20 protein-coding genes are annotated in these 24,766 nt (G+C 65.1%); 5 read left to right on the top strand and 15 right to left on the bottom strand.

Features of this window, described 5'->3' with window-relative positions; all coding sequences use genetic code 11:
- Positions 1 to 5 precede the first annotated feature (5 nt).
- From ACWFUC_RS20380 to ACWFUC_RS20340, 9 genes are all read right to left on the bottom strand, one after another.
- Positions 6 to 560, bottom strand: coding sequence for a YbhB/YbcL family Raf kinase inhibitor-like protein (locus tag ACWFUC_RS20380; protein ID WP_204726608.1), 555 nt, complete (start codon positions 558 to 560; stop codon positions 6 to 8).
- Positions 561 to 685: 125 nt separating this feature from the next.
- A complete protein-coding gene (locus ACWFUC_RS20375; RefSeq protein ID WP_489623125.1) occupies positions 686 to 1,735 on the bottom strand; it encodes a hypothetical protein in 1,050 nt (349 codons plus the stop codon).
- Positions 1,736 to 1,786: 51 nt separating this feature from the next.
- Entirely contained in the window at positions 1,787 to 2,659 is an 873-nt protein-coding gene (locus ACWFUC_RS20370; RefSeq protein WP_489623124.1) for an alpha-amylase family protein, read from the bottom strand.
- A 25-nt stretch (positions 2,660 to 2,684) separates the two neighbouring features.
- Positions 2,685 to 5,264 (bottom strand): NfrA family protein, encoded by a 2,580-nt coding sequence (locus ACWFUC_RS20365; RefSeq protein WP_489623123.1) that lies wholly within the window; start codon positions 5,262 to 5,264, stop codon positions 2,685 to 2,687.
- A 33-nt stretch (positions 5,265 to 5,297) separates the two neighbouring features.
- Positions 5,298 to 7,466 (bottom strand): glycosyl transferase family protein, encoded by a 2,169-nt coding sequence (locus ACWFUC_RS20360; RefSeq protein ID WP_489623122.1) that lies wholly within the window; start codon positions 7,464 to 7,466, stop codon positions 5,298 to 5,300.
- A gap of 9 nt (positions 7,467 to 7,475) precedes the next feature.
- Positions 7,476 to 9,776, bottom strand: coding sequence for a hypothetical protein (locus tag ACWFUC_RS20355; protein ID WP_489623121.1), 2,301 nt, complete (start codon positions 9,774 to 9,776; stop codon positions 7,476 to 7,478).
- Positions 9,777 to 10,279: 503 nt separating this feature from the next.
- Positions 10,280 to 11,440, bottom strand: coding sequence for a non-hydrolyzing UDP-N-acetylglucosamine 2-epimerase (wecB, locus tag ACWFUC_RS20350; RefSeq protein WP_489623120.1), 1,161 nt, complete (start codon positions 11,438 to 11,440; stop codon positions 10,280 to 10,282).
- Positions 11,441 to 11,690: 250 nt separating this feature from the next.
- Positions 11,691 to 12,074 carry a type II toxin-antitoxin system RelE/ParE family toxin gene (locus ACWFUC_RS20345; RefSeq protein ID WP_489623119.1) on the bottom strand — a complete coding sequence of 128 codons (384 nt, stop codon included), beginning with the start codon at positions 12,072 to 12,074 and terminating at the stop codon, positions 11,691 to 11,693.
- Between the two features lie 8 nt (positions 12,075 to 12,082).
- Positions 12,083 to 12,385 carry a type II toxin-antitoxin system Phd/YefM family antitoxin gene (locus ACWFUC_RS20340; protein WP_039785476.1) on the bottom strand — a complete coding sequence of 101 codons (303 nt, stop codon included), beginning with the start codon at positions 12,383 to 12,385 and terminating at the stop codon, positions 12,083 to 12,085.
- 204 nt (positions 12,386 to 12,589) lie between these two features.
- Here ACWFUC_RS20340 and ACWFUC_RS20335 point away from each other — a divergent pair, with 204 nt between their 5' ends.
- The gene (locus ACWFUC_RS20335) at positions 12,590 to 12,970 is read left to right on the top strand and encodes a CidA/LrgA family protein (RefSeq protein WP_489623118.1); all 381 of its coding nucleotides are present in this window, start codon (positions 12,590 to 12,592) and stop codon (positions 12,968 to 12,970) included.
- Positions 12,970 to 13,710, top strand: coding sequence for an LrgB family protein (locus ACWFUC_RS20330; protein WP_121041775.1), 741 nt, complete (start codon positions 12,970 to 12,972; stop codon positions 13,708 to 13,710). The genes ACWFUC_RS20335 and ACWFUC_RS20330 overlap by 1 nt, the downstream gene beginning before the upstream one ends.
- A gap of 22 nt (positions 13,711 to 13,732) precedes the next feature.
- Here the strand turns inward: ACWFUC_RS20330 and ACWFUC_RS20325 are convergent, their stop codons facing one another.
- The 5 genes from ACWFUC_RS20325 to ACWFUC_RS20305 form a co-directional block, all read right to left on the bottom strand.
- Positions 13,733 to 14,650: a LysR family transcriptional regulator gene (locus ACWFUC_RS20325; RefSeq protein ID WP_489623117.1), complete on the bottom strand. Its 918-nt coding sequence runs from the start codon at positions 14,648 to 14,650 to the stop codon at positions 13,733 to 13,735.
- 100 nt (positions 14,651 to 14,750) lie between these two features.
- Positions 14,751 to 15,353, bottom strand: coding sequence for an ABC-type transport auxiliary lipoprotein family protein (locus tag ACWFUC_RS20320; RefSeq protein ID WP_489623116.1), 603 nt, complete (start codon positions 15,351 to 15,353; stop codon positions 14,751 to 14,753).
- Complete coding sequence (locus ACWFUC_RS20315; protein WP_039785481.1) at positions 15,350 to 16,267, bottom strand: MlaD family protein; 918 nt, start codon at positions 16,265 to 16,267, stop codon at positions 15,350 to 15,352. Before ACWFUC_RS20315 ends, ACWFUC_RS20320 begins: the two co-directional genes overlap by 4 nt.
- A complete protein-coding gene (locus ACWFUC_RS20310; RefSeq protein ID WP_034339621.1) occupies positions 16,267 to 17,097 on the bottom strand; it encodes an ABC transporter ATP-binding protein in 831 nt (276 codons plus the stop codon). The genes ACWFUC_RS20315 and ACWFUC_RS20310 overlap by 1 nt, the downstream gene beginning before the upstream one ends.
- Entirely contained in the window at positions 17,091 to 18,224 is a 1,134-nt protein-coding gene (locus tag ACWFUC_RS20305) for an MlaE family ABC transporter permease (RefSeq protein WP_121041767.1), read from the bottom strand. Before ACWFUC_RS20305 ends, ACWFUC_RS20310 begins: the two co-directional genes overlap by 7 nt.
- Positions 18,225 to 18,518: 294 nt before the next feature.
- Between ACWFUC_RS20305 and ACWFUC_RS20300 the strand changes: the two genes are divergently transcribed.
- From ACWFUC_RS20300 to ACWFUC_RS20290, 3 genes are all read left to right on the top strand, one after another.
- The gene (locus ACWFUC_RS20300) at positions 18,519 to 19,640 is read left to right on the top strand and encodes a porin (RefSeq protein WP_489623115.1); all 1,122 of its coding nucleotides are present in this window, start codon (positions 18,519 to 18,521) and stop codon (positions 19,638 to 19,640) included.
- 243 nt (positions 19,641 to 19,883) lie between these two features.
- A complete protein-coding gene (gene tynA / locus ACWFUC_RS20295) occupies positions 19,884 to 22,175 on the top strand; it encodes a primary-amine oxidase (RefSeq protein WP_489623114.1) in 2,292 nt (763 codons plus the stop codon).
- Between the two features lie 71 nt (positions 22,176 to 22,246).
- Positions 22,247 to 23,677 (top strand): aldehyde dehydrogenase family protein, encoded by a 1,431-nt coding sequence (locus ACWFUC_RS20290; protein ID WP_489623113.1) that lies wholly within the window; start codon positions 22,247 to 22,249, stop codon positions 23,675 to 23,677.
- Between the two features lie 91 nt (positions 23,678 to 23,768).
- Here the strand turns inward: ACWFUC_RS20290 and ACWFUC_RS20285 are convergent, their stop codons facing one another.
- Positions 23,769 to 24,764, bottom strand: coding sequence for a WD40/YVTN/BNR-like repeat-containing protein (locus tag ACWFUC_RS20285; protein ID WP_489623112.1), 996 nt, complete (start codon positions 24,762 to 24,764; stop codon positions 23,769 to 23,771).
- Positions 24,765 to 24,766: the final 2 nt, after the last annotated feature.

Below are 24,766 nucleotides of genomic sequence, written 5' to 3'. Positions count from 1 at the left end.
GGGAATCAGCGTCCGTAGGTGGCGGTCAAGCGGGCCTGGCCGAGGGCCGCGCCGTTGAGGAAGAAGCCGAGCATAGCACCGCTGGCTTGCGCATCCAGTGGCAATTTTTCGGTGTTCAGTGCCCAAATGACGAATTGATAGCGGTGCGGCTTGTCGCCCGCTGGCGGGCAGGCACCACCGTAGCCGCTGCTGCCGAAATCGGTACGGCCCTGGATGGCACCCGCGGGCAGGCCGCGGCCCTGGGCATCGATGCCGGCCGGCAGGCTGGTGGTGGAGGCCGGCAGGTTGAACACGGTCCAGTGCCACCAGCCACTGCCGGTCGGGGCATCCGGGTCATACACGGTCACGGCGAAGCTCTTGGTGCCGGCCGGGGCGTTGGACCAGGACAACTGCGGCGAGCGGTTCAGGCCGCTGCAGCCGAAGCCGTTGAAGACTTCCGCGTTCGACAGCGCCTTGCCATCCTGGATGTCGCGGCTGGTCACGGTGAAATCGGCAGCGTGGGCCGACAGTGCAGAAAACGTCAGGGCCAGCGTGGCTACGGAAAAGCGGAAAAAGGACATGAATGCGCTCCGGTCAAGGTTGAGGAGCGCCCATGGTAGAGGGCCGGCAGCGGCGACATGGTGCAGAAAACGTCAGCCTCGGTGCAGAAAGCGTCAACGCGCCCAGAGCCCTGCGTGCCGCGTTGTCAGAACAGGTTCAGCGAAATCAGGAAGTCCAGTCCCTGGAACAGTTCGACATAGCGGCTGGCCGCCGATTCATTGATCACGATGAAGCGGGTGAAATCGAACAGCGCCGGTTCCAGCTGCGCGTCGATGGCTTGCTGGGCCGCGAAGCTGGCGTAGCTGAGGCCGAAGCCGTAGAACTGCTGCTTGAACTGCGGATTGAGATTGGCCTCGTCGACCGGGTGGAATTTCATGACCAGCCGCGCATGCTGGCTGGCCACCAGTGCCTGCATGGTACGCAGCGAACTCATCAGGCCATGCAGGTTGCGCTGGGCCTCTTCGCTGTGCTGGCCGCAGCGCGCCACCATGTTGATGATATTGGGCAGGAAGCACAGCCAGTGGCGCTCCGTCTCGCGCAGTCCGCCCTGAGGTTCGAGGCTGATCGTGCGTACCTGCGGCAGGCCCGCAAAGGCTTGCGGCGAGACCCGGTAGGCGCCGCCATATTTCGGGCTCTGCGCATCGAACCAGATGGCGGGCATCGCATTGACCTGCAGGACGGCTTGCGGTGTGAGGCCCAGGCGCTGCATCAGCACGGGTTTGGCTTGCAGCATGTGCAGCAGTGCGGTGGCATCGACGGCGGCATTTTGGGCCGGTGCGGCCAGCAGGGGATTGCAGGAGGTGTTGCCTTCTTCCAGGTAGCACACGGTCTGCACCGCTGCCGCCAGCTTGAGCAGCTTGCCCAGCAGGAAGCCGGTGTGCGGCACGAAGATGCGCAAGGGCGTGAAGGTGGCAGGCAGGGCCGCCACCATCCCCTCCAGAAACGCCACGGTGCGTGCCGGATCCCAGATGCCGTCGTCGATGACGCTGACGTAGGGCCCCTCCCATTGCATGCCACGTCCGCAGACCACCAGCGGCGCGCGCACTTCTCCCTCGCGCTGCAACTGCCGGGCGATGGAATAGGTGATGGGGCTATGCAGGTAGACGATGTCCATGGAAGAGCAATGGCGCGGCCGGAAACGCGCGCCTGATGAGGCCAGGGCGGGATGATGGCCGCCTCGGCCTGGCTGCACCATGGGAAGATGCTTCACAAACGTAACGGGATGTAACGAGAGGCGCGCTCGGTTTCAGCGTGGACGCAGCGCCTCTACCAGCGCATCGGACACGTAATGCGGTCCGTCGAAGAGCCAGACCCGATACCCGCGATAGTGCTGCAATTGCGGCGTCAGCTCCTCCACGGTGGCACTGCGGAATCCGCCTCCGGGTTGCGGGCGGAAGGCCTCGGCGATGATCCGCACCCGCGCCGGCCCCAGCCGCTGCGACAGCACCTGCACGTAGTGCAGCGCCACCTGCGGCTCGCGGGCATAGACGCCGACGCCATCCTGGAAGAACACGCCGACATCCGGCGGCAGCCAGCTCAGCAAGCCGGCGGCCAGTGCTTCGGGCCCCACATTGGCACTGTCGTAGACGCTGATCCACAGCGGTCGCGGCAACTGGCCGAGCAGCTCGCCCAAGCGGGCTGCCTCGGTCCAGGTCGGATCGATCTCCACCGGGAAGTACCAGCCGCTGACCTTGAGCGGCGTGGACAATCTTGCCAGCCTGGCCGATTGCGCGATCAGCTGCGGAAGGTCGGCGCGGGCCGCAGCTTCATCGAAGCGGCCGGCCAGTCCGAGGATCACCTCCTGTGCCCATGGTTCGCGCGCAATGCGCTGCCAGTCGGGCAGGCGTGGCACGGTCGGCAAATCACTGCCTGCAACAAAGGCCTGGCCATCGACTGCGCTCCATTGCACCAGCAGGGTTCGCGCTCCCAGTTTTTGCCACTGGCCGCGTGGTTCGACGGTGGCATTGTCGGGCTGCCAGACGATGCCCTCGATCTCGCCCTGCGCTTGCGCGCGCAGGTCACAGCCGGCGCAGGCGGCCAGCAGGCACGCCGAGGCAGCGGCCAGCAGGGCGCTACGCCGCAGCGGGGAGGGCAAGGGTGCCGGTGGCATGCACTTCATGGGAGGACCTGCGGTTCACGAGGACTCAGTAGGACAGCGTGGTGCTGAAGAAGAATCCCTGCGCCCGTTCATCGCCGCCGACGCGCCAGCGATACTGCAGCGACAGGTCCACATAGGAACGCGGTGCATGATAGCGATCGCCCCGGAACCAGTAACGCAGGTTCACCCCCGGACCCATGCCGATGGCGGTGCGATGGGTATTGAGCGAATTGAAGTCGGCGTTCAGGCTCAGATGCGGGAACAGCACCAGCTGATCGCTCACGCTGTCGAGCCGGAAACTGCGTCCGGTCTGGACCGAGGCCAGACCATAGGTCTGCGGATTGCGCAGGTAGCGGCCGACCTCGCCATACCATTGCGTGGTCCACCAGTCAGGGCGATCCACTCGCAGGTCGGTACCGATGCCATCGGAATAGGCCAGCTGCACCAGCCAGTCGGCGGCGGACTGGCTTCCCAGCGGGATCAGCCGTCCCAGCGACAGCACCAGGTTCTGGCTGGCCAGCGGCTTCCAGCGCGCGCCTACGGTGGCTTGCGCAGTCTGCGTGCCAGTCGCACCGCCGGACTGGTCCTGCAGAGTCTGGAACACGCGTGCGAACAATTCGACCGGACGGCCGCCCTGATAGCCGAAGGGCCGCCAGTAGGCTTCCGCTCCGGCCTGCAGGGTGCTGTCGGTGGCGGAGGCACCGGGACGTCCGCCATTGCCGGCGCTGGGGCCGCCGCCGTTGTGCGTGAGCGAGGCGATGAAGCCGCCGCTGCGATCGATGGTGGAGATGCTGCGACGGGTATCGAAGCGCTGCTGCGGCGTCTGCTGCAGGCTGCCATCGTTGGCACGGTCGACGCTGCGCTTGAACCAGCCCAGCGCGGCGTCATCGTCACCGGCATCGATGGCGGCATACCCCGCATCGGAAAGTGCGCGGGCGGGAAGGGTGCCGCCCGCATCGGCTCGACGGAAGGCGTCCCGGGCAGCGGGGGCATCCCCCGCCTGGGACGCCAGGTAGGCCAGTTGCAGATCATCCAGTCCATCCAGCGCGCCGCCATCGCGCGCGGCGAGGAAGCGTTCACGGGCTTCGCGTGGATGACCGGTGCGGGCCAGCAGCGCGATCTCGGTCTCGACCGGCAAGCCGCCTTGCGCCAAGGCCGCCTCACCATCGGCGCGGGCACCCGCGCTATCTCCCAGTTGTGCGCGCAAGGCAGCGCGCCTTGCCAGCAAGGGGCCATCTGCACCCTGTGCCTGCAGGGTGGCGCTGATGGCCTGCTCGGCTTGCTGATCCTGTCCACCAGCCTGCAAGGCATCGATCAGCAGCAGGCGGTATTCGGCATTCTGCGGTGACAGGGCTACGGCCTCGTTAGCTGCTTGCGAGGCCTGTGCGTACTGTTGCTGCTGCATCGCCTGGTAGCCACGTGTGGCGGCATCAAAGCCGGCATCGCGCGCTTGCGCGCCAAACGTCACGTGGCAGGGATTGACGTTTTCTGCACCATCGCGGCTGCAATCCAGTGCTGGCACGGGGTACTGGCGCGACGATACCGACGGGTTGCGCTGTTCGGCACCGAGCGCCGCCAGCCGATAGCGTCCCAGTGCCTGGGTGGCCTGCTGGCGCGTCAGGCGCAAGCGCGCAGCTTGGCGTGCATCGATTGCGGAGGCGAGCGTGTCGGGATCAAGATCGTTCAGCACATCCAATGCCGCCTGCGGTTGTTGCATGGCCAGTTCGGCATCGGCCTGCAGAATCCCTGCATCCAGTTGTTCAGCGGCGCTGCTGTCGCTGGTTGCCAACCGGCGTGCCTGTGCGAAGTCGGCGCGGGCGGCATCGGCCTGGCCCAGACGCACGCGGGCATAGGCGCGCAGCAGCAGCGGGCCGGGCTGGCGTTCGTCCATGGCATGGGCTTCGTCGGCGGAGCGCTCGGCCTGCGCGATCTGCTCGTTGTGCAGCAGGGCTATCACCAGCATCAGGCGATATTCCATTTCCTGCGGTGCCAGTGCCACGGCCCGGCGGGCAGCGTCCAGCTCGTCCTCTGCGTGGTTGTCGGCCTGTGCCCGGAAGACTTCGGCCGCTGCCATGGCGGCGCGTTCGCGTTGCAGTTCCAGCTGGCGGCGCAGCAGCGGGCGTTGGTCCGTGACGTTGTCCGCGCCTTGGGCCAGTACTTCGCTGGCGCGGTCGTAGTCATGGGTCTCGATCAGCGCATTGCCCAGCAGCAGCCAGTAGGCGGTATTGCGCGGGGCGGCTGCCACGGCCTGGCGTGCCAGCGTGACGGCCTGCTCGTAGCGCTTGCCATCATAGGCGCGATAGGCGGCAGCTGCGGCCGCATAGCCGGGGTCGCGCGCCGTGCCACGCCTGGCGCTCATTCCGGCGTGCTGCTGTTGGCGCAGTTCGCGCAATTGACGGCGCAAGGCCATGGAATCCGGGCGCAGGCGTATCGCTTCCTGCAGTTGCGCCTGCGCCTGCCCGAACGCACCGCGCGCCGCCGAGGCATAGGCCTGCTGGGCCAGGCGATAGGCCGGGCCGGACAGCGGCAGTTCCACCACCGCCGTTTGTGCCAGCGCCGTGCCGGTGGTGGCAGCAGCACCGCTGACCAGCAGCAGGAGCAGCAGGGACAAGGTCTTGTTCTTCATCGTGTCTTCTTGTTTTGGTGATGAGGGCGGGGCTCAGGCAGGCTGGCCGCCTTGTGCCAGCCAGTCGCGCTGACGCCGTACCGCCTCTTCGATGGCCTCGCGCGAGATCACGGCTTCATTGACCAGGTAGTCGCCGATACGGCCATGCAGGTCGGGACGATAGCGCTGCATGGCCGCATCGAAGATCGGGCGCGACAGCAGGCCGCTGGCGATCAGCAGGTCGCCCAGCAGCGGGACGCGTGCTTCGGTGCGGGCCGGGTCGAAGGCATTGTCCTGCCCGCGCAGCAGGCGCAAGCCGGCAGCGATCTCGGACTCGCGCGCCACCATGGCGAAGGGGGCGCGGCCCAGGACCGCTTCCAGCTCGGCCCGAGCGGCATCGGTCAGCGCACTGGCCACGGCCACCCGCGCCATGCCCTGGTCGGGCCGGCCTTCCTTGCCGGGGCCGAGGTAGAGCGTGCGCAGGCGGGCGCAGATTTCCACCGGCAGTTCGCCCGCATGGCGTTGCACGCGTTCCCGCGTGAGGCTCACGCGCGGCAGGCCTTCTTGATAGGCCAGTGCTTCGGCCAGGGTTTCTTCATCCAGCCAGCCATGGCTGACCATGACGGTCCCCAGCGGCAATTGCGTGCGGCGCTGTTCCTCCAGCGCCATCGACAGCGTGGCCTCGTCGACTGCCTGCCAGGTCCGCAGCAGGTCACCCAGGCGCAGGCGCACGCGGCTGGCGATGCCATCCGTGGGGAAGTCGTGCATGGTCTTGTCCCAGGCCAGTGCGCGGCCCGCGAACAGGTACAGCAGGAACAGCCGCCACGCGCGCGCCACGGCCATGAAGTTGACGAAGTTGGCCACCACCATGCGCGGCAGGGCCATCAGGCCGTGACGCCAGCCGTACAGCTCGGTGGTGAAATAGAAACGGTGCAAGGCACGATTGAGCATCGCCAACGCATTGAGCGTGAGCACGGTGCGCCACCAGCCGTCACCGGCCAGCAGGGGAGGGTAGAACACGTCCCACCACTGGAAAGTGGTGGCCGCCGAAAACAGGATGAACTGCAAGGCCAGTACATAACCCAGCATGCTGACGAAGGCCGTGACGACGCCCTTGCGGTCATGCAGCAGCAGATAGCGTGCCGCCAGCGAGCCGCGCCACTCCATCTGCTCCCAGCTCTGCAGGCCGATGCCGATGACCCAGCGCGCCTTCTGGCGATAGGCCTGTGTGAAGGTGTCGGGGAAATATTCGCGCACCGCCAGCGGCATTTCCAACGTGCTCTCGGCCACCTGCTCGCGCTTGCCGAAGAACCAGGGTTTGCGGCGTACCTTGAACTTCACGGGGAAGCGCGCAAAGATGGTCTGCATGCCCATCTGCGAGAGCTTGGTGCCGACCTCGTAGTCTTCCGTCAGGCTGGACACGTTGAAGGGCTCCCCATCGGAGGCCTGCATCAGGCCATGCAGCGCCTTGCGCGAGAAGCAGGTGCCGACCCCCGCCGAGGGTACCAGTCCGGCCACGCTTTCGCGCACCATCATGTCCTTGGCATGGCTTTCGGCGAATTCGTCCATGTAGGTACCCGCCACCAGTTCAAACCATTCGCGCTCCAGCGAGGCTACCGGCAGCTGGATCATGTCCTTGCGCGGCAGCAGGTAGTTGAAGAACTTCAGTTCCATCGGGTGCAGCACGTCTTCGCTGTCGTGCAGGACCACACCGGCGAACTGCATGCCCAGTCCGGCTTCGCTGGCGAAGATGGTCTTGACTACCCAGTTCAGACAATCGGCCTTGCAGGTCGGACCGGCATGCGGCACTTCCACCCGGTGCAGTTGCTTGTAGCGCACCCGCATGCGCTCCACCTCGTCAATGGTCTCGCGGTCGTTGACGTAGGTGCCGACGAAGATGTGGTAACGCCGATAGTCCAGCACGGCCACCATGTCCTCGATCATCTGCGCGATGACGTCCGCTTCCATCCAGGCCGGCACCATGATGGCGATGGGCTGCTCATCGCGCTGCCGCAGCTGTTCCACCGTCAATGGCGTGCGCACGCGCTCGATGGTGAACCGGCGCCACAGGCGGCGCGACCAGTACCAGAGGTCGAAGAACAGGTCGTCCAGCGCCGACAGCAGGATCAGCAGGGCCACCACGGCCGCCGCAATTTCCAGTGCCGCGTAGTAGTTGGCGAACAGGAAGTTGAGCTGGGCCGTGGCATTGGCTGTGGTGAACATGCGCCGTCCTCAGTCCTGGCCGGCGTCGCGCGGCGTCGCCTGGGCTTGCTTGCGCTGGGCTTCCTGCTCGGCCATGCGACGGCGGCGCGTGCGGCTGGCCAGGATCAGCAGGAGAATGAACAGGCCGATGATGGTCAGCGGCACCACCCACCACAGGATGTCCGGAATGGTCAGCGAGGGGGCGTCCTGCACCGCATCGCGGCCGCTGGCGTCATTGGTGTCGATCTCCGCCAGCAGTCCGGTCGAGGAGACGGCTGCCACATTGCCGGACGACAGCGCAAACGGTTTGGCCACCAGCGGCCGTTCCTTGCCCACGCTGTGCCAGACCACACCTTGCTGGCCGTTGGTCTTGGCGACCTCCAGGATGCCGAGGCGGTCGAAGCCGGTGACGTCGAGCATGGGCTTGGCGCTGCTGTCATTCATCACCAGCGTATTGCCCTTGACCTGCACGATGCCCTGGGCATCCTTGAAGGGCAGGTCAAACGCCAGGAAGCTGCCCGAAGGAGCGGCCTCCTTGCCGTCGTCCACCACGGTCATTTGGGTGCGGTCGGCGGGCAGGCCGGCGCTGGAGGCGACCATGATGACGCGCTGCAGGCTGGCCGGCACGTCGTCCAGATAGCTGTGCGGCACCAGCAACTGCGCACCGGCGGCGAAGCGGCGGACCATGCCGGTGAAGTTGGCTTCGTCCTGGGCCTTGTCCAGTTTCAGGTGGCTGGATCCCAGCACTGCCACCGGGAAGGCCTGGGGCGTTTCACGGCAGTTGTCGCTGGAGGGCTGGCGCACGAAGGACACGCGCAGCTGGTTCTGTGCAGCCAGCGCACCCGGCGGGATGCGCGCGATGATGCGCTCGCGCTGGCCGTCGGCCTGCAGGCTGCGCGCTCCCAGCAGCACATCGTTGAGGAACACCGAGGCCACCGGCGGCGTGCGCGTGGCACCCGGCGCGGCCGAGACATCCAGTACCAGTTCGGACGGCAGGCGGCCGTCGCTGGCGACTTCGGCGATATCGAAGGACGCACTCCAGTCGGCGCGGCTGAGCACATCGATGCTACCCGGCGCACCGCCCAGGTTTTTCAGCAGGATGAAGTCTTCACCCGTCACCGGCTTGTGCGCCGTGCGCGCCACCAGCGAGGCGGCACCGCTGATGTTGCGCCAGTAGCGGTCGAACATCTGTGCAAAGGCGGGGCCGGACTGCGCACCCGCCAGGATCACCGGATGGCCGAAGGCTGACGACAGCCGCAGTTCACCTGCCTGCAGGCTGGCGGACTGCGGCTGCACGCGGGCGCGCCAGGCGCTGAAGGCCGGCATGGCTTCGGGCGCGCTGGCCTGCACCTGCTGCTGCAGGGCGTTCATGGCGCTGTCGATACCGGAGAGCAGCGCTGCATCGGCCACCACGATGTCGGCCCGCACCTGGTTGCGACCCAGGGCCAGCAAGGCGCCGACTTCGGCGGGATCCTTCAGGGCATGTTGGCCGCTGCCCTTGAGCGCGGCAAACGCGGCAATGCCGCGCAGCCCATCGGGTACGTTGAGGCGGCTCAGGTCGATCACGTCACCCACGCGCGGCAGCACCGTCACCGTACTGTGCTTGCCCGCGCGTTCCAGCGCCACACCGATGCGCCAGGCGCTGTCGTAGCTCTGTGCATCCAGCTGGCGTCCCGCCACCATGATGGAGGTCAGGGCCGGCAGCGCCCCCCAGGCGGTGCGCAGGTCGCCGATGGCGCGGCTGTCGTAGCGGTAGCTGAAGGAGGAATCGGGATTCACCTGCAGCACGTTGCCGGGCGTACGCGGGTCGGCGCATTGCGACAGGCCGGAGAGCATGGTGGTCCAGTTCACGCCCATGCGCACGAATCCATTGGCGCGAGGCGCGCCGTCGATGCCCAGCGCCAGGCTGGCATCGCCCTGATCGGCCGTCATCGCACGCGCCGCGACCGGATAGGTATCGATGGCCACGACCATGGTGGTGCGGCCGCCGTCGGCGCGCAGATACTTTGCGTCCAGTTTCAGATTGGCATCCGCCAGCGGCACATTGGACGGCACCGGCAGATAGAGTTCGCGGCTGCTGTCATTGGACGCCAGCACCAGCGGCGAGGTAATGCCCAGTGAGGCCAGGGTCTCGCGGCGCTCGATCCAGGTGTCGTCAGTCAAGGTGCGGAAAGCGTCAGCGGCGGCGTTGTTGCCTGTGGGGGCGGCCAGCAGGACCGGCGAAAAGCCGGCGGCAAGCACGGCGACGGCCAGCGTCATGAACATCGGCGTTCCCGCGGCCAAGCGCAGGCGGCGCGCAGCCGCTGGCTGGGGGTGGTGGCGTGCAATCATCAGATTCCTGTCGCAAGAGGGACCATCGGTCCGCGTAGTCCGGACCTTGTGGCGTTTCGTTGAATTGTTTGTTGTTCGGTTGCGTGGCTCGGTTGCGTGCGGTAGGAGCGGAGGGAGGTCAATTTGGTTGCATGTTCGATATCACTCTTTACACCTTGCAGCACGCGGACACTTTCCTTGTGTCCATTTTTCCGTGATTTTTTGCTTGAAATGGCGAGGCAGAAAAACTAAGTATTCAGGGCGATTGCCGTCTGACATCGCCCGGAGGGGCGCATGGGAAAAGGGGCGCTGCTGGCTGATTTCGCCTGAGGAGAAAAGGCGGGGTAACGCAACACTGACAAGGATGTTTGTGAGAATTCCCTACATCAGGGGACGTAAAAAATATTTTATATTGTTTGATTTCACTCGGTTCTGGCCGGGAAAACTTTCCATAAAAAACTAAGTAAACGGGGCGACGACACAAATCGCAACGTCTCGCCGCCCATGGCTTGCGAATGGATGAGTCAGGCGGAGAAGGGCTGGAAGTTGCGTCCGAGAATGGCATCGACGATGCGGGCACAGGCCTGTCCGTCGCCATAGGGATTTTGTTTGCGTGCGAAGCTGCGCCAGAGCCGGTCTTCGCTCAGCAGGGTGGCCACGGTATCGATGATGCGGCCGGTATCGGTGCCGACCAGTTGCACGGTGCCTGCGGCCACGGCCTCGGGGCGTTCGGTGACGTCGCGCATGACCAGAACTGGCTTGCCCAATGCCGGCGCTTCTTCCTGGACGCCGCCGGAATCGGTGAGGATCACGTGGGTGCGCTGCATCAGCCGCACGAACTGCAGATAGTCCAGCGGCTCGATCAGATGCAGGTGAGGCAGGCCGGACAGCTCCTGCATGACGGGGCCGCGCACGTTGGGATTGAGGTGCACCGGGTAGACGATCTGCAGGTCATCGCGTTGCGCCAACTGGGCCAGTGCGCGGCAGATCTGCAGGAATCCGGTACCGAAGTTCTCGCGCCGGTGGCCGGTGACCAGCAGCAGGCGGCGTTCGGGCAGCAGCGATGGCAGGGCGGCATCGAGCTGGGCGCGAAGCCCGGCATCGGCATCGATGCGGGCCACTGTCATCTGCAGGGCATCGATGACGGTGTTGCCGGTGACCACGATTTTTCCCTGCAGGTTTTCTGCTTCGAGGTTGCGGCGCGACTGCGCGGTGGGGGCGAACATCAGGTCGCTGACCACGTCGATGGTGCGCCGGTTCATCTCTTCCGGCCAGGGCTGGTGCATGTCATGGGTGCGCAGGCCGGCCTCCACGTGGCCGACCGGGATGCGCCGGTGAAAGGCCGCCATGGCCGCCACCATGGCGGTGGTGGTATCGCCGTGGACCAGCACGCGGTCGGGCCGGGTCTGCTCCAGCAGCTGGTCGATGCCGGCGAAGAGGCGCGCGGAGAGGCCGTTGAGCGTCTGGTCCGGCACCATCACATCGAGGCTGTGATCGGCCTCGATGGCGAACAGCTCCAGTACCTGCGCCAGCATCTGCTTGTGCTGGCCGGTGGCGCAGACGATGGAGTCGATGGCGGGCTCGGCATCGAGGGCCTTGACCAGCGGTGCCATCTTGATGGCTTCGGGGCGGGTACCGAAAATCGACAGTACCCGCAGAGGGCGGCTGGGCGTGGCGTGGTCCATGATGCTCCAGTAAAGGCTGCGTGAGCGCGCCTGTTTCAAATCGTGGTGGTGACCGGCGTTGGGCTGTTCTTGTTGATTGTTGGCATCAGCTTGGTGCGCGGAGTGGTGGGGCCATCCGATAAGCAGAGACAGCCCGGGATGTGGGACAAGACCTGCGAAGATTTGGTTCTGGCGGCACGGCGAGGCTTGGACGGAGCGTACGCTTATCGTCATTGCGCCCGGGCGAGCTCGGCTGGTCCGGGCGCAGGACTTACGGTGAGGGGGCGGCGAGATAGTTGCGGCGCTGCCGCTGGTGGCGTATTGAGAGCAAGTGAATGACACCCCTGGAGCGGGCATAGAGCACCAGGGTATCCTTCATGACGTACTCTCGTACCTCCGTGTGGCGGGCCAGTCTGCCCAATTGCCGTTCGAGGAGGCGCAGAGCGCTGTGGACTTCGGTTGATTGCCCGGCGCCGCCTTGAATCAAGGGGCGGAGCTGCGGAAAACTTTCCAGATTGGGGATGACGGTCGCGATCAGTTCATCCAGCAGCTGGTCATAGGCATCGGTTGCCTCATTGGCGTCGAGGAAATCCTCGATCTGCGCCAGCCCGCGAAGGAAATACGTCGTGACCTCGACCCGATGCGGGACGGCCACCTTGCACCTCAGCGCGTGGTCTTGGCAGTGCGGCGGCGTTTGAGGCCGTTGAGGGCGGTGCGGGCATCGTCCACATGACCGGCCGCGACATCGGCCAGCCCGGCGCGGGCATCTTCAATGGTCAGCAGGTGCAGGTGCTCCCGCTCCAACTGATGGTAGTAATCCAGTCGCTCCGCATCGATCAAGGCGACGTAGCTGACGCCGTTCTTGGTAATGATTTTCTCTGTGCCCGCCTTGACCTGATCCGCCAGTTCGGAAAGTTGGGCCCGGGCTTGCGTCAGCGTAATCACGTCAGTGGAAGAAAAGGCCATCTCGGACCTCCTAAAATGATGTACAGATTCCTGTACAGTATAGAGGCCTGCCTTGCTGGGTGCTTGTGTGCGCATGATGTCACTCCTTGGGTGGGAGAGGCGCATGCGCGCGCAAATTGCCTGGTCTGGCAGCGACATCGTGAAATCAATCCGCTTTCCTCGCATTTTTTGATTGTCTGCCACTTCCATCACCATTGGCCGCCCATGAACCTCACCCCCCTCGCCATCCTCCTGGTCTTCCAATGCCTGGGCGAAGGCACCGCGCAATTGCTGGGCCTGCCCATTCCCGGTCCGGTGATCGGTATGCTGCTGTTGCTGATCGCCTTTCTCTCTTCTTCACGCCTGGCGCAGCTGATGGAGCCGACCTCATGGGGCATCCTGCAGCACCTGTCGCTGCTGTTCGTGCCGGCCGGCGTCGGCGTGATTGCCGCTGCCGGCCAGCTCAAAGGCGATCTGCCGGCCATCGCGGTGGCGCTGGTGGTGAGCACGGTCCTGGCCATCGGCGTCGGCGCGCTGGTGACCAATGCGGCGATGAAGCGCTTCTCTGCGGCTCGCCAGCCGGATCACGATGAGGAGCCGCACTGATGCACGGCCTGGCCCGTCTGACCGATGTCTGGGTCTACCTGGCGGCCTCGCCGCTGCTGGGGCTGACGACCACGCTGGTGGCCTATCTCGTGGCACTGTGGATCTACCGGCGGCTGGGTTACCACCCGCTGGCCAATCCCGTGCTGATCGCCATCGTCATCGTGGTCAGCATCCTGGGCATCACGCATACGCCCTACAAGACATATTTCGAAGGCGCGCAATTCGTGCATTTCATGCTCGGACCGGCCACGGTTGCGCTGGCCATGCCGCTCTACAAGCAGTGGCACAATTTCCGCCGCGCAGTGCTGCCGCTGATGCTGGGGCTGGCCGCTGGTTCCGTGACGGCCGTGGTCTCGGCGGTCGGGATCGCCTACGCCATGGGGGCCTCGCGCGACATCGTCATTTCCATGGCACCCAAGTCGGCCACCACGCCGATTGCCATGGCCATCTCGGAACGTTTCGGCGGCCTGCCGTCGCTGACCGCCGTGCTGGTGATCTGCACCGGCATCCTGGGCGCGGTCCTGGCACGCTACGTCCTCAACTTCCTGCGCATCGAGAGCCATCCGGTACGCGGCTTCGCGCTGGGCGTGGCCTCGCATGGCATCGGTACCGCGCGCGCTTTGCAGGTCAGTGCGGAGATGGGGGCCTTTGCCGGATTGGGCATGGGACTCAATGGCGTCTTCACCGCCGTGCTGGTGCCGGTGCTCATGCCGCTGTTCCTGCGCTGGACCGGAAATTGAGAATGAACTAAATAATTTAAATTTAAGTTACTTGCTTCGGGCACCATGGCGGTACCTTGAACTGCTCCACCAGAAAATCACGCATGCGCTGCACCTTGGGCGGCAGATGCGTGCGGGTCGGGTAGAGCGTATGCACCACCAGCTGCTCGCCGGTGCTCCAGCCTTCAAACAATTCCACCAGTTCACCGGACTGGATTGCCGCGTTGACGATGAAGTCCGGCTGGATCGCGATTCCTTGGCCGGCCATGGCCATGGCACGGCAGGTAGCGCCATTGTTGACGTAGACGGTGGAGCGCACGCGCACCGTGCAGGTGTCGCCGTGCTCATGCTTGAAATGCCACTCATCGCCGCCGTTGCGGTAGCTGTAGGAGATGAAGGGATAGTCGCGCAGTTCCGCCGGACTCACCGGCGTACCGTGCCGCTGCAGGAAGGCCGGCGAGGCGCAGGCAATCATGCGCACCGGTGCCAGCGGCCGCGCCACCATGCAGCTGTCACCGAGGGTACTGATGCGGATGGCCATGTCGAAACCTTCCTCAAGCAGGTCGATGGTGCGGTCAGACAAGGTGATGTTGAGCGTGATCAGCGGATTTTGCTCGGTGAACTTGCCCCATAGCGGAGCCAGTTGCTCCACGCCGAAATCCTGCGGAGCGCCGATGCGCAGCCGTCCGCAGGCCTGGTCGGAATTGAGCCCGACTTCGCTCTCCACATCCTGGATGGATTCCAGCAATTCCTTGCAGCGCGAGAAGTAGACGCGGCCCTCATCGGTCAGCGAGAGTCGCCGCGTGGTGCGGTGGAGCAGGGGGATGCCGAGGAACTGTTCCAGCTCCGAAACCTGCCGCGAGACCGCCGGTTTGGACTGGCCGGTCACCTCCACGGCGGCCACGAAGCTGCCGCTCTCGACCACGGCGACAAAGGTTTCCATCGCTTGCAACTTGTCCATGGCTGCCTTCCGATCCGCAAGAAAAATACCGGTCAGATTGCCACAGCAGCGTGCGCCTGCCCATGCTACGTTCGGATAATGGCGCGTCCGGAAAATTCGTTCATCGCACCGTGGCGGCCCACGCCACCACTTCGCCCGCCAACCGCGCCGAGGCGCTGCCAAAGGCGCTGACCACCTCCGGCACCTTGCTGCCGGCCACCGCTTCCACCACCGCAAAGCGCCGCGCCGCCAGTTGCTGGCGCGTGGCGGTGTCGACCAGTCGCGCGTCATAGACGATCACCACGCTGGGCGCGCCGTTGCGATATTCCGTCTGGAAGGCGTTGAGTGCGCCATCGAGTTCGACCTCGGCCGCGATGTTGGCATTGTCGCCGGACAGGCGCGGGAAACGTCCGTCGGCCTGGAAGGCATCCAGCAGGCGGTCGCGCAGCAACTGCGGTGCCGGATCACTCCAGCGCACGCCGGCATAGGACTTGACCACGTCGCCTTCAGGCAGCACCAGGATGCGTTCGCTGTCGATGCTGCGACTGGCCGCCGGAGTGGCGATGCGCAGCGCGCGATAGGGCGTGCCGGTGCTCGCCGCATGGGTCGAAGCCAGTGGCGGCAGGCGATAGACCGCCAGCGGATCGGACTTGGGAAGAATCGAACACGCGGTCAGGGCCAGGCTGGCGGTCACCAGGGCGGTGCGCAGGAGCGGGGTCATCATGGTTGGAATTCCTGAAGATTGTCTTGGCCCAGCAGGTAGGCACCGGGATTGCTTTCCAGCTTGCGGCTGATGGCCCGCACCGAGGCCAGGGTACTGCGCAGTTCGGTAATGGCCGGCCCGATCTCCGCCACGCCCTGGGCACCGTTGTTGAGGGCGGCCTGGTTCTGCTGGATCAGCTTTTCGATCTGCTGGCTGCTGGCCGCCAGCGAACGCATGGCTTGCTGCAGGTTGCCCATGGCGTCATTGCCGCGTGTGGCCAGCAACTGGTTGGCCGACTGCATGGCCAGATTGGCCTGGCGCGCCGCTGCCGCCAGTTCCTGCATGGCGGTGCCGACGTTGCCGCGCTGGTTGGCCAGGGTATCGGTCAGCTGTTCCAGGTGCGCCAGGGTCTGGTTCAGGCGGCGGGCGTTTTCCGGCGCCAGGAACTGTTTGGCGTTGAGCAGCACTTCATTGACGTTGGAGAGCAGGTCCTCGCCGTTGGAGAGCAGCGCCGACAGCGGCGAGGGCGAGGCGATGATGATCGGGTCATTGCCATCCTTGGACTCCAGCCGAGGACTCTCGGGCGAGCCATTGGTCAGCTGGATCAGTGCGGTGCCGGTGATGCCGGCCAGGGCCAGCTTGGCGCCGGTGTCTTCCTTGATGGGCGCCTTGCCGGTCACACGGATGCGGGCGCGCACCTTGCGCGGGTCGGCCGGGTCCAGGCTCAGGCCGACCACGTCGCCCACCTTGATGCCACTGTACTGCACGGGGCTGCCGCGCGAGAGCCCGCTGACCGCCTCGTTGAAGATGACCGTGTAGTAGTCGACGTCGCGGTCCTGGCCGACCTTGGTCAGCCACAGGCAGAACACCAGTGCCGCCAGGGCGACCAGGATGGTGAAGAGTCCGATGAGGACGTGATGGGCACGCGTTTCCATTAGGCGTTTCCTTGATGCGTTGGGGTGGCCGAAGCACGCAGTGCGGCCTGGCTGGCGGCCCGTCCGCGCGGGCCCTGGAAGTATTGCCGTATCCACGGATCATCGAAGGCCGCCACGGCCTCGATGCGGTCGGCCACCAGCACGCGCTTGGCCGAGAGCACGGCAACACGGTCGCAGATGGCATAAAGGGTGTCCAGGTCATGGGTGACCAGGAACACGGTCAGACCCAGCGCATCGCGCAGGGTCAGGATCAGGCGGTCGAAGGCGGCGGCGCTGATGGGGTCGAGGCCGGCGGTCGGTTCGTCCAGGAACAGGATGTCCGGATCCAGCGCCAGCGCTCGGGCCAGCGCGGCGCGCTTGATCATGCCGCCCGAGAGTTCTGCCGGAGTTTTGTCACCGGCGGCAATGGGCAGACCGGCCAGCGCCAGCTTCATCGCCGAGACCCCACGCGCCTCATCGGCATCGAGTCCGCCGTATTCGGTCAGGGGCAGGGCGATGTTTTCCAGCACGGTCAGCGAAGAGAACAATGCGCCCTGCTGGAACAGCACGCCGAAGCGACGCTCATACTGCGAACGAGCTTCGGTGGACAGTGCAGACAGATCCTGTCCGAACACTTTCACCTGTCCGGCCGCAGGACGTTGCAAGCCGACGATACTGCGCAGCAGGACCGATTTGCCGGTACCGGAACCGCCCACTACGCCCAGGATTTCACCGCGCCGCACCTGCAGGTCCAGCTGGTCATGGACCACTTGCGGTCCGAACTGGTTGCGCAGACCGCGCACGTCGATGATCGCTTCGACGGCCTGATCGTCGTGCGCCGGGGTCACCATCCCATCTCCATGAAGAACAGGGCCGCCAGTGCATCCAGCAAAATCACCACGAAGATCGACTGCACCACGCTGGAGGTGGTGTGCTGGCCCACCGACTGGGCGCTGCCGCTGACCTTGAAGCCTTCGTTGCAACCGATGATGGCAATCACGAAGGCAAACAGCGGTGCCTTGACCATGCCCAGCACGAAGTGGCGGATGCCCACATCCTGCTGCAGCAGCGAGAGGAACATGGTCGGGCTGATGTCCAGCGACAGCGCACACACCATGGCCCCGCCGAAGAGGCCCGACATCATGGCGATGAAGGTGAGCAGGGGCATGGAGATCAGCAGCGCGATGATGCGCGGCAGGACCAGCAGGTTGATCGGGTCCAGTCCAAGGGCGCGGATGGCATCGATTTCCTCGTTGGCCTTCATTGAGCCGATCTGCGCCGTAAAGGAACTGGCGGTGCGCCCGGCCATCAGGATGGCCGTCAGCAGCACCGCGAATTCGCGCAGGAAGGAGAAGGCCACCAGGTCCACCGTATAAAGGCTGGCGCCGAAATCGGCCAGCACGGTCGCCCCCAGGAAGGCGACCACGGCACCCACCATGAAGGTCAGCAGGGAGACGATGGGGACCGCGTCCAGCCCGGTCTGTTCCACCTGGGCCACTACGCCCGTAAAGCGCCAGCGCGAAGGACGCCAGAACGAGGCCGCCAAGGTCTGCAGGCACAGTCCGGCAAAACCCAGCAGGCCGCGCGAACAGGCGCGCAGGTTGAGGGTGGCCACGCCGGCCCGTTCCAGCATGTCGGTAATCCAGGCCTGCGGCGGCGGGGCGGCCTTGGGCATGGCGATCGCCTTGGCCTCGGCAACTGCGGCCAGCAGGCCGCGCCAGGCGCGCGGCAGATTGCTGTCCTCGCCGGTCTGGCGCAAGGCTGCGGGCACGCCCAGCAGATCCACCAGCAGCTTGGCGCCCACGGTGTCAAAGGCGGTCAGTGCAGAAAACGTCAGCACCAGCTGATCGTCTACCGCCGGCCGCTGCTGTGCGATCTGGTGCGACAGCGCGCGGTAGTTGCGCAAGGTCCAGTCGCCTTCCACGTGCAGCACAGGCGGGCTGGACGGTTCGAGGCGGAAGGTGGCGGCGTTGTTCAAATCAGGTCAGGCCAGCGAGGGCAAGGTTGGAAGAGGGCAGTGTACCGAACTTGCGCGCCACTGCGCAAAAAGCGTCAGCGGGCCGCCGCAAGTATGGCATGGGCACCAGCTTCGCGCCAGCCGCAATGACCCGCGCGGGCACTATCCCAAGAGGTAATTGCTGCGGGGGGAAAGGGGCTCCTACCATGTGCATTCCCTGGACCCGGCCAGTGCCATTCTCCTCCCTCCACCCGGCAGAAAGCACCCGGGATGATTTGACGTTTTCTGCACCATGCCGCGTGCGGCACGCTTCTCATGAAAAAACTCGTCTTCACTCTTTCCGCCCTGGGGCTGCTCAACGCCAGCCAATGTGCCCATGCCCAGACTTCCGGCGTCACCGTCTATGGCGTCATCGACATGAGCCTGGTCTATGCCAGCAAGGTCGGTGTCGGCAACAACAGCCGCGTCAGTGTCGACTCCGGTGACGCCATGGCTTCGCGCATCGGCTTTCGCGGCCGCGAGGAACTGGGTGGCGGACTTGCGGCCATCTTCCAGCTGGAAAACGGATTCTCCGCTGACGACGGTGCCATGGCCACTCCGGGCAGCCTGTTCGACCGCAAGTCGGTGGTCGGCCTGAGTGGCCATGTCGGCACGCTGACCATTGGCCGCCAGACCGACTATCTGGAAGAGATCGGCCTGCAATACAGTTCCTTCCAGATTTTCGGGGGTGGGGGTGTGCGTGCCGGTCACTTCAACAGCCTCGATCGCCTGACCGGCGCACGGACCAGCAATTCGCTGCGCTTCGATACGGCCGACATCGATGGCTTTACCGGCAGCCTGTTCTACGGCTTCGGCGAGGTCGCAGGAACGACTTCGGCGGGACAAGCCTTCGGCGTCGGGGCCAACTATCGGCGGGGTAATGCGGGCATCGGTGCCGCTTACTACCAAAGCAAGCTGGCCGCGGATACGCCGCCGTCCAGTGCCGGTGATACCGACCTCAAGACCTTCACCCTGGGGGCCAGCTACCAGGCCGGTCCGGCCAAGCTGTTCGCGGCCTGGTCACAGGTGCGCCGCCCGACCCAGCAGCCGCTGGCGGCGAGCGGACTGGTGGCCATCACCAGCGCTACCCGCGCCAATGTGTTCGACGTCGGCGTGGATTACGCGATGGACGCCAAGCTGCACCTGCTGGGCAGCGTCATCCATGACCGTGCCGATCTGTCCCGTGCCAGCGGTGGTGCTACGCGCGGACACACCACGCAGCTCAATGTCGGCATCGACTATTTCTTCAGCAAGCGCACCGATCTCTATGCCATGGCCAGCCGCCAGTCGGCCAGCGACGTGCTCAATCCCGGCGTCATCAGCGCGGCCTATTCGTCGGCACCGGCGGACGACAGCAGCCAGAATGTCCTGCGTATCGGGCTGCGGCACAAGTTCTGAGAGTGCCGAAAAACATAGCCGAAAACGGCAAAACAGCCTCCGCAGTGCGGGGGCTGTTTTGCTTTTGAGCGGTGCAATCCGGAGACATCACGGGCAAAGAAAGGCTGCATGCGGGAAGAGAGCGCAGTCTGCGCGCGCCGCAGGACCTCGTCCGGCGCGCAGGTTTGCCAAATCGGGCTACGCCGCTGCGGGAAGGGAACGCAATAATCCATCACACCCGTTCCACACCGACACGTTCCGACCATGACCTCCACTCGTTTCCGTTCCCGCCTGCTGCGCAAGGCGGTCTTGTCTACGCTTTCCGTAGCCGGCCTGGCCACTGCCTTGCTGGCGCCGCTGCCGGCCGCCGCCCATGGCGCGGCCGCGCACATGTTGCCGCTCAAGAAAACCCTGGAAGATTTCGGCGCTACCGTGCGCTGGGATGCCTATGCGGGGCTGTGGACCATCCAGCGCAACAGCGTGACCGTACGCGTCAAGCCGCGCGCCACGACCGCGCTGGTCAACGGCCAGAGCGTGAAGCTGCCGGTGCCGCTGGTGATGAAGAACGGACAGCCCTATGTCTCCGACGAATTCATCAATACCGTCTTTGCACCTAGCCTGGACAAGACTTTCCAGATCGAGGCGGTGCCGCATCCGCTGAACCCGCTCAGCGCCGATGAGATCAATGCCACGCTGGATGTCTTGAAGGCCAGCGGCCGCTGGCAGCCGTCCTATCGCTTTACCGAAATCACGGTGGCCGAAGCGCCCAAGGAGCAGGTCTGGAAATTCGCCCTCGGCGAACGCGGACAGACCTTTGCCCGGCGCGCCGATTTCACTTTGCTAGATGGCAGCCAGGTGATCGAAGGTACGGTGGATCTGGGCCAACGCAGCGTGACGCGCTGGGAGCCCAAGACCGGCGTGCATGGCATGGTGCTGGTGGATGACTTCGCCACCGTCCAGAATGCGATGGAAACCAGTCCCGACTACGCCCAGGCGCTGGCCAAGCGCGGCATCACCGACATCAAGAAGGTGGTGGCCACTCCGCTGACCGTGGGCTACTTCGGCGGCAAGGATGCCTTGCAGGAAAATGCCCGCCTGCTCAAGGTGGTCAGCTACCTGGATGTCGGCGACGGCAATTACTGGGCGCATCCCATCGAAAACCTGGTGGCGGTGGTCGATCTGGTGCAGAAGAAAGTCATCAAGATCGAAGACAACGGCGTGATCCCGGTGCCGATGAAACCGACCGGCTACGACGGCAGCGGCCGCGCACTGGTGCCGCCGCCCAAGCCGCTGGACATCAGCGAGCCCGAGGGCAAGAACTACACCATTACCGGCAACACCCTGCGCTGGCGCAACTGGGAGATGCACTTCAAGCTGGATTCGCGCGTGGGGCTGATGTTCTCTACCGTCACCTACAACGACCACGGCAAGAAACGCCAGATCATGTACGAGGGTTCGCTGGGCGGCATGATCGTGCCTTACGGTGATCCGGACGTGGGCTGGTATTTCAAGGCCTACCTGGATTCGGGCGAATACGGCATGGGCACGCTGACCTCACCCATCGAGCGCGGCAAGGATGCCCCTGACAACGTGGTGCTGCTCGATGCCACGCTGGCCGACACCAGCGGCAAGCCGCGCACCATCCCGCGCGCCGTTGGCGTCTTCGAACGCTATGCCGGTCCGGAATTCAAGCACCAGGAATACGGCCAGCCCAATCTGTCAGTGGAGCGGCGTGAGCTGGTGATCCGCTGGATCAGCACGGTCGGCAATTACGACTACATCTTCGACTGGGTCTTTGCCGAGAATGGGACCATCGGCATCAATGCCGGCGCCACCGGCATCGAAGCGGTCAAGGGCGTGAAGTCTTCGACCATGCGTGACGCCAGCGCGGCCGAGGATACCCGTTACGGCACGCTGATCGATCACAACATCGTCGGCACCACGCACCAGCACATCTACAACTTCCGTCTCGATCTGGACATCGACGGGGAAGGCAATTCGCTCACCGAAGTTGATCCGGTGGTGTTGCCCAACACCCGGGGCGGCCCGCGCAGCAGCACCATGCAGACCGTGCAGCGCACCGCAGAGACCGAGCAGCAGGCGGCGCAGAAATTCGATGCATCGACCATTCGTTTGCTGAGCAACCCGAACAAGTTCAACAAGGTCGGCAATCCGGTCTCTTACCAGCTGATCCCGTATGCGGGGGGTACGCACCCGATTGCCAAGGGCGCCAACTTCTCGCCCGATGAATGGCTCAACAAGCGTCTGAGCTTCATGGACCGCCAGCTGTGGGTGACCCGCTATGACCCGCAGCAGCGCTTCCCGGAAGGCAAGTATCCGAACCGCTCGCACGAGGACACCGGCCTGGGTGCCTTCGTCAAGGACAACCAGTCCATCGTCAACCAGGACGATGTGGTCTGGCTGACCACCGGCACCACCCACGTGGCGCGTGCCGAAGAGTGGCCCATCATGCCCACCGAATGGGTACACGTCCTGTTGAAGCCCTGGAATTTCTTCGACGAGACGCCCACCCTCGGCCTGAACAAGAAGAAATAAGGCTTCCCCAAGCCGGCAAAGCTTGACCGTCCGTGCTCCGGCCCGACGGTCTTTTTTCACAAGGAGACTCCATGCATATCGCATCCAACATCATCGGCGGCCAGCTGCGCACGGGCAGCCGCCTGCTCGATTCGCACAATCCCGCCACCGGCCAGGTCATGGGCCGCTTCCCGCACTCCGATGCCATCGAGGTTGCGGCAGCGGTAGCCGCCGCACGCCGGGCGCAGCCGGGCTGGGCAGCCTTGTCACTGGCGCAGCGGCGCGAGCATCTGCAGCGCGTGGCCGATGCCATCGCTGCCAATGCCGAACGGCTGGCCACGCTGGTGACACAGGAACAGGGCCGTCCGCTGGGTGGCGTCGGTCCGGATCAGGTGCCGGGCTCGCGCTTCGAACTGTGGGGCTGCGAGGCCTGGACGCGCGCCACGGCCAGCCTGGAACTGGCCCCGGAAGTGGTCTTCGAGGACGAGACCCGGCGCGACGAACTGCATCGCAAGCCCTATGGCGTGATTGCCGCCATCGCACCCTGGAACTGGCCGCTGATGATTTCCATCTGGCAGATCATCCCGGCGCTCTACACCGGCAATACGGTCGTGCTCAAGCCCTCCGAATACACCAGCGTCTGCGGCCTGGAACTGGCGCGCGTGATTGCGGAAGCACTGCCGGCCGGCGTGCTCAATACCGTCAGCGGCGATGGCAGCGTGGGCGCCCTGCTGGTGGAGGATGCGAACGTCAACAAGATCATGTTCACCGGATCCGGTGCGACCGGTGCGCGCATCGTTGCAGCGGCCGCGCGCAACCTCACGCCGACCACCATGGAACTGGGTGGCAATGACGCGGCCATCGTGCTGGAGGATGCCGATCCCAAGGCGATTGCGCCGGGCCTGTTCTGGGGCGCCTTCCTCAACATGGGCCAGACCTGCGCCTGTGCCAAGCGCCTCTACGTGCCCGATGCGCTGCATGACCGGATCGTGGCCGAGCTCAAGGCCATCATTGCGGCCACGCCCATGGGCGACGGCTTGCAGCCCGGCATCGCCATGGGGCCGGTACAGAATCCCATGCAGTTGAAGAAAGTGGCGGCGCTGGTGGACAGTGCCCGTGAAGAGGGCGCCACCATCGTCTGCGGTGGCGTGCTGCCGGATGGAGCGGGCAATTTCTATCCGCTCACGCTGGTGACCGAGATCCGCGATGGTGCGCGTCTGGTGGACGAGGAACAGTTCGGGCCGGTGCTGCCCATCATCCGCTACAGCGATCTGGAGCAGGCCATCGCCAATGCCAACCGGCTCGACGTCGGCCTGGGCGCGTCGGTGTGGAGCAGTGATACGCAGCGTGCTGCCGAAGTGGCTACCCGATTGCAGGCCGGGACGGTGTGGGTGAACCAGCACGGCATGGTCCATCCCATGGTGCCCTTTGGCGGCAACAAGCGTTCGGGTTGGGGTCTGGAATTTGGGCAGGAGGGATTGAAGGGTGTCACGCAGCCGCAAGTGATCAGTTTGAGAAAATAACCGTACGGTGTTGTATCAAAAAAGGATATCCGCGGATATCCTTTTTTTGTGGCAGGCGCGATGTGATACCCGCGCGTCCAGGATGGAATGTTCAGCGCGTCACGCTCGCCTCCAGCTTGGCCTGCCCGCCCTTGCCATAAGCGATCGGCCGTTCGGCGCGCCCATCCTGCAATTCCAGCGTGGTCAGCGCATCGCGTGCCACAGCCTTGATGCGCCATTGCCGTCCGTCGTCCTCGCTCACCAGCAGCGCACCGGAGAGCGAGCTTGCCATGACCTGATTGCCTTCGCTGCGCAGTGCTGTGATGGAGCCGCTGGTGGGCGAGGCCAATACCTGCCAATGCTGCCCGCCATCCTCGCTGCGCAGCAGCTTGCCGCCCAGGCCACCAACGATGATGGCCCCGGAGGCAGTGACCACGCCGCTCCACAGCGAAGCCTTGCTGCCCGTGGCCAGCGCCTCCCAGTGCTGGCCGCCATCGGGCGAGCGATACAGCACGCCTTGCTCGGCCGCGACGAACAGCGCGCCATCGCGGCCGGGGAAGATGCGCAGCAGGTTCAGGTCGCCGCGCTGCTGGCCCGGTGCCGTGGGCAGCTTGACTTGCTGCCAGCTCTTGCCGCCATCGCGCGTATGCAGCAGCAGCGACCACAAGCCGGCCGCCCAGCCCTCATTGGCATTGGCAAACCAGACCGAGAACAGTGGCTGGTCCACGCTGGTGTCGCTGCGCTGCAGGGCCCAGGTCTTGCCGCCATCGGCGGTGTGCAGGATCACGCCGCCGTGGCCGGCCGCCCAGCCCTGCTCGGTGCCGGCGAAACTGACCGAGGTCAGCGTGGTATCGACCGGTACCTTGTCGGCCTGGCGATAACTGGCACCGCCGTCGTCGGAGAGGATGATGTAGCCATAGGCGCCCACGGCCACGATGCGGCTGCCGGCACGGGTCGCGCCCAGCATCATGTTGTGCAGGGCATGCGCATCGGAGCGCGCCGGTGACAGCGTGACCGCTGCGCCGGCCTGCGCGAATGCGCCATGGGAGACGCCACCGGCCAGCAGGGCCAGCGCCAGCGCCACAGAATGTTTGCGGAAATAGATCATGA

The organism is Herbaspirillum sp. Her4, from assembly GCF_057961335.1.
The sequence above is the reverse complement of the archived record's forward strand: the minus strand, read 5'-3'. Positions and strand labels throughout refer to the sequence as shown.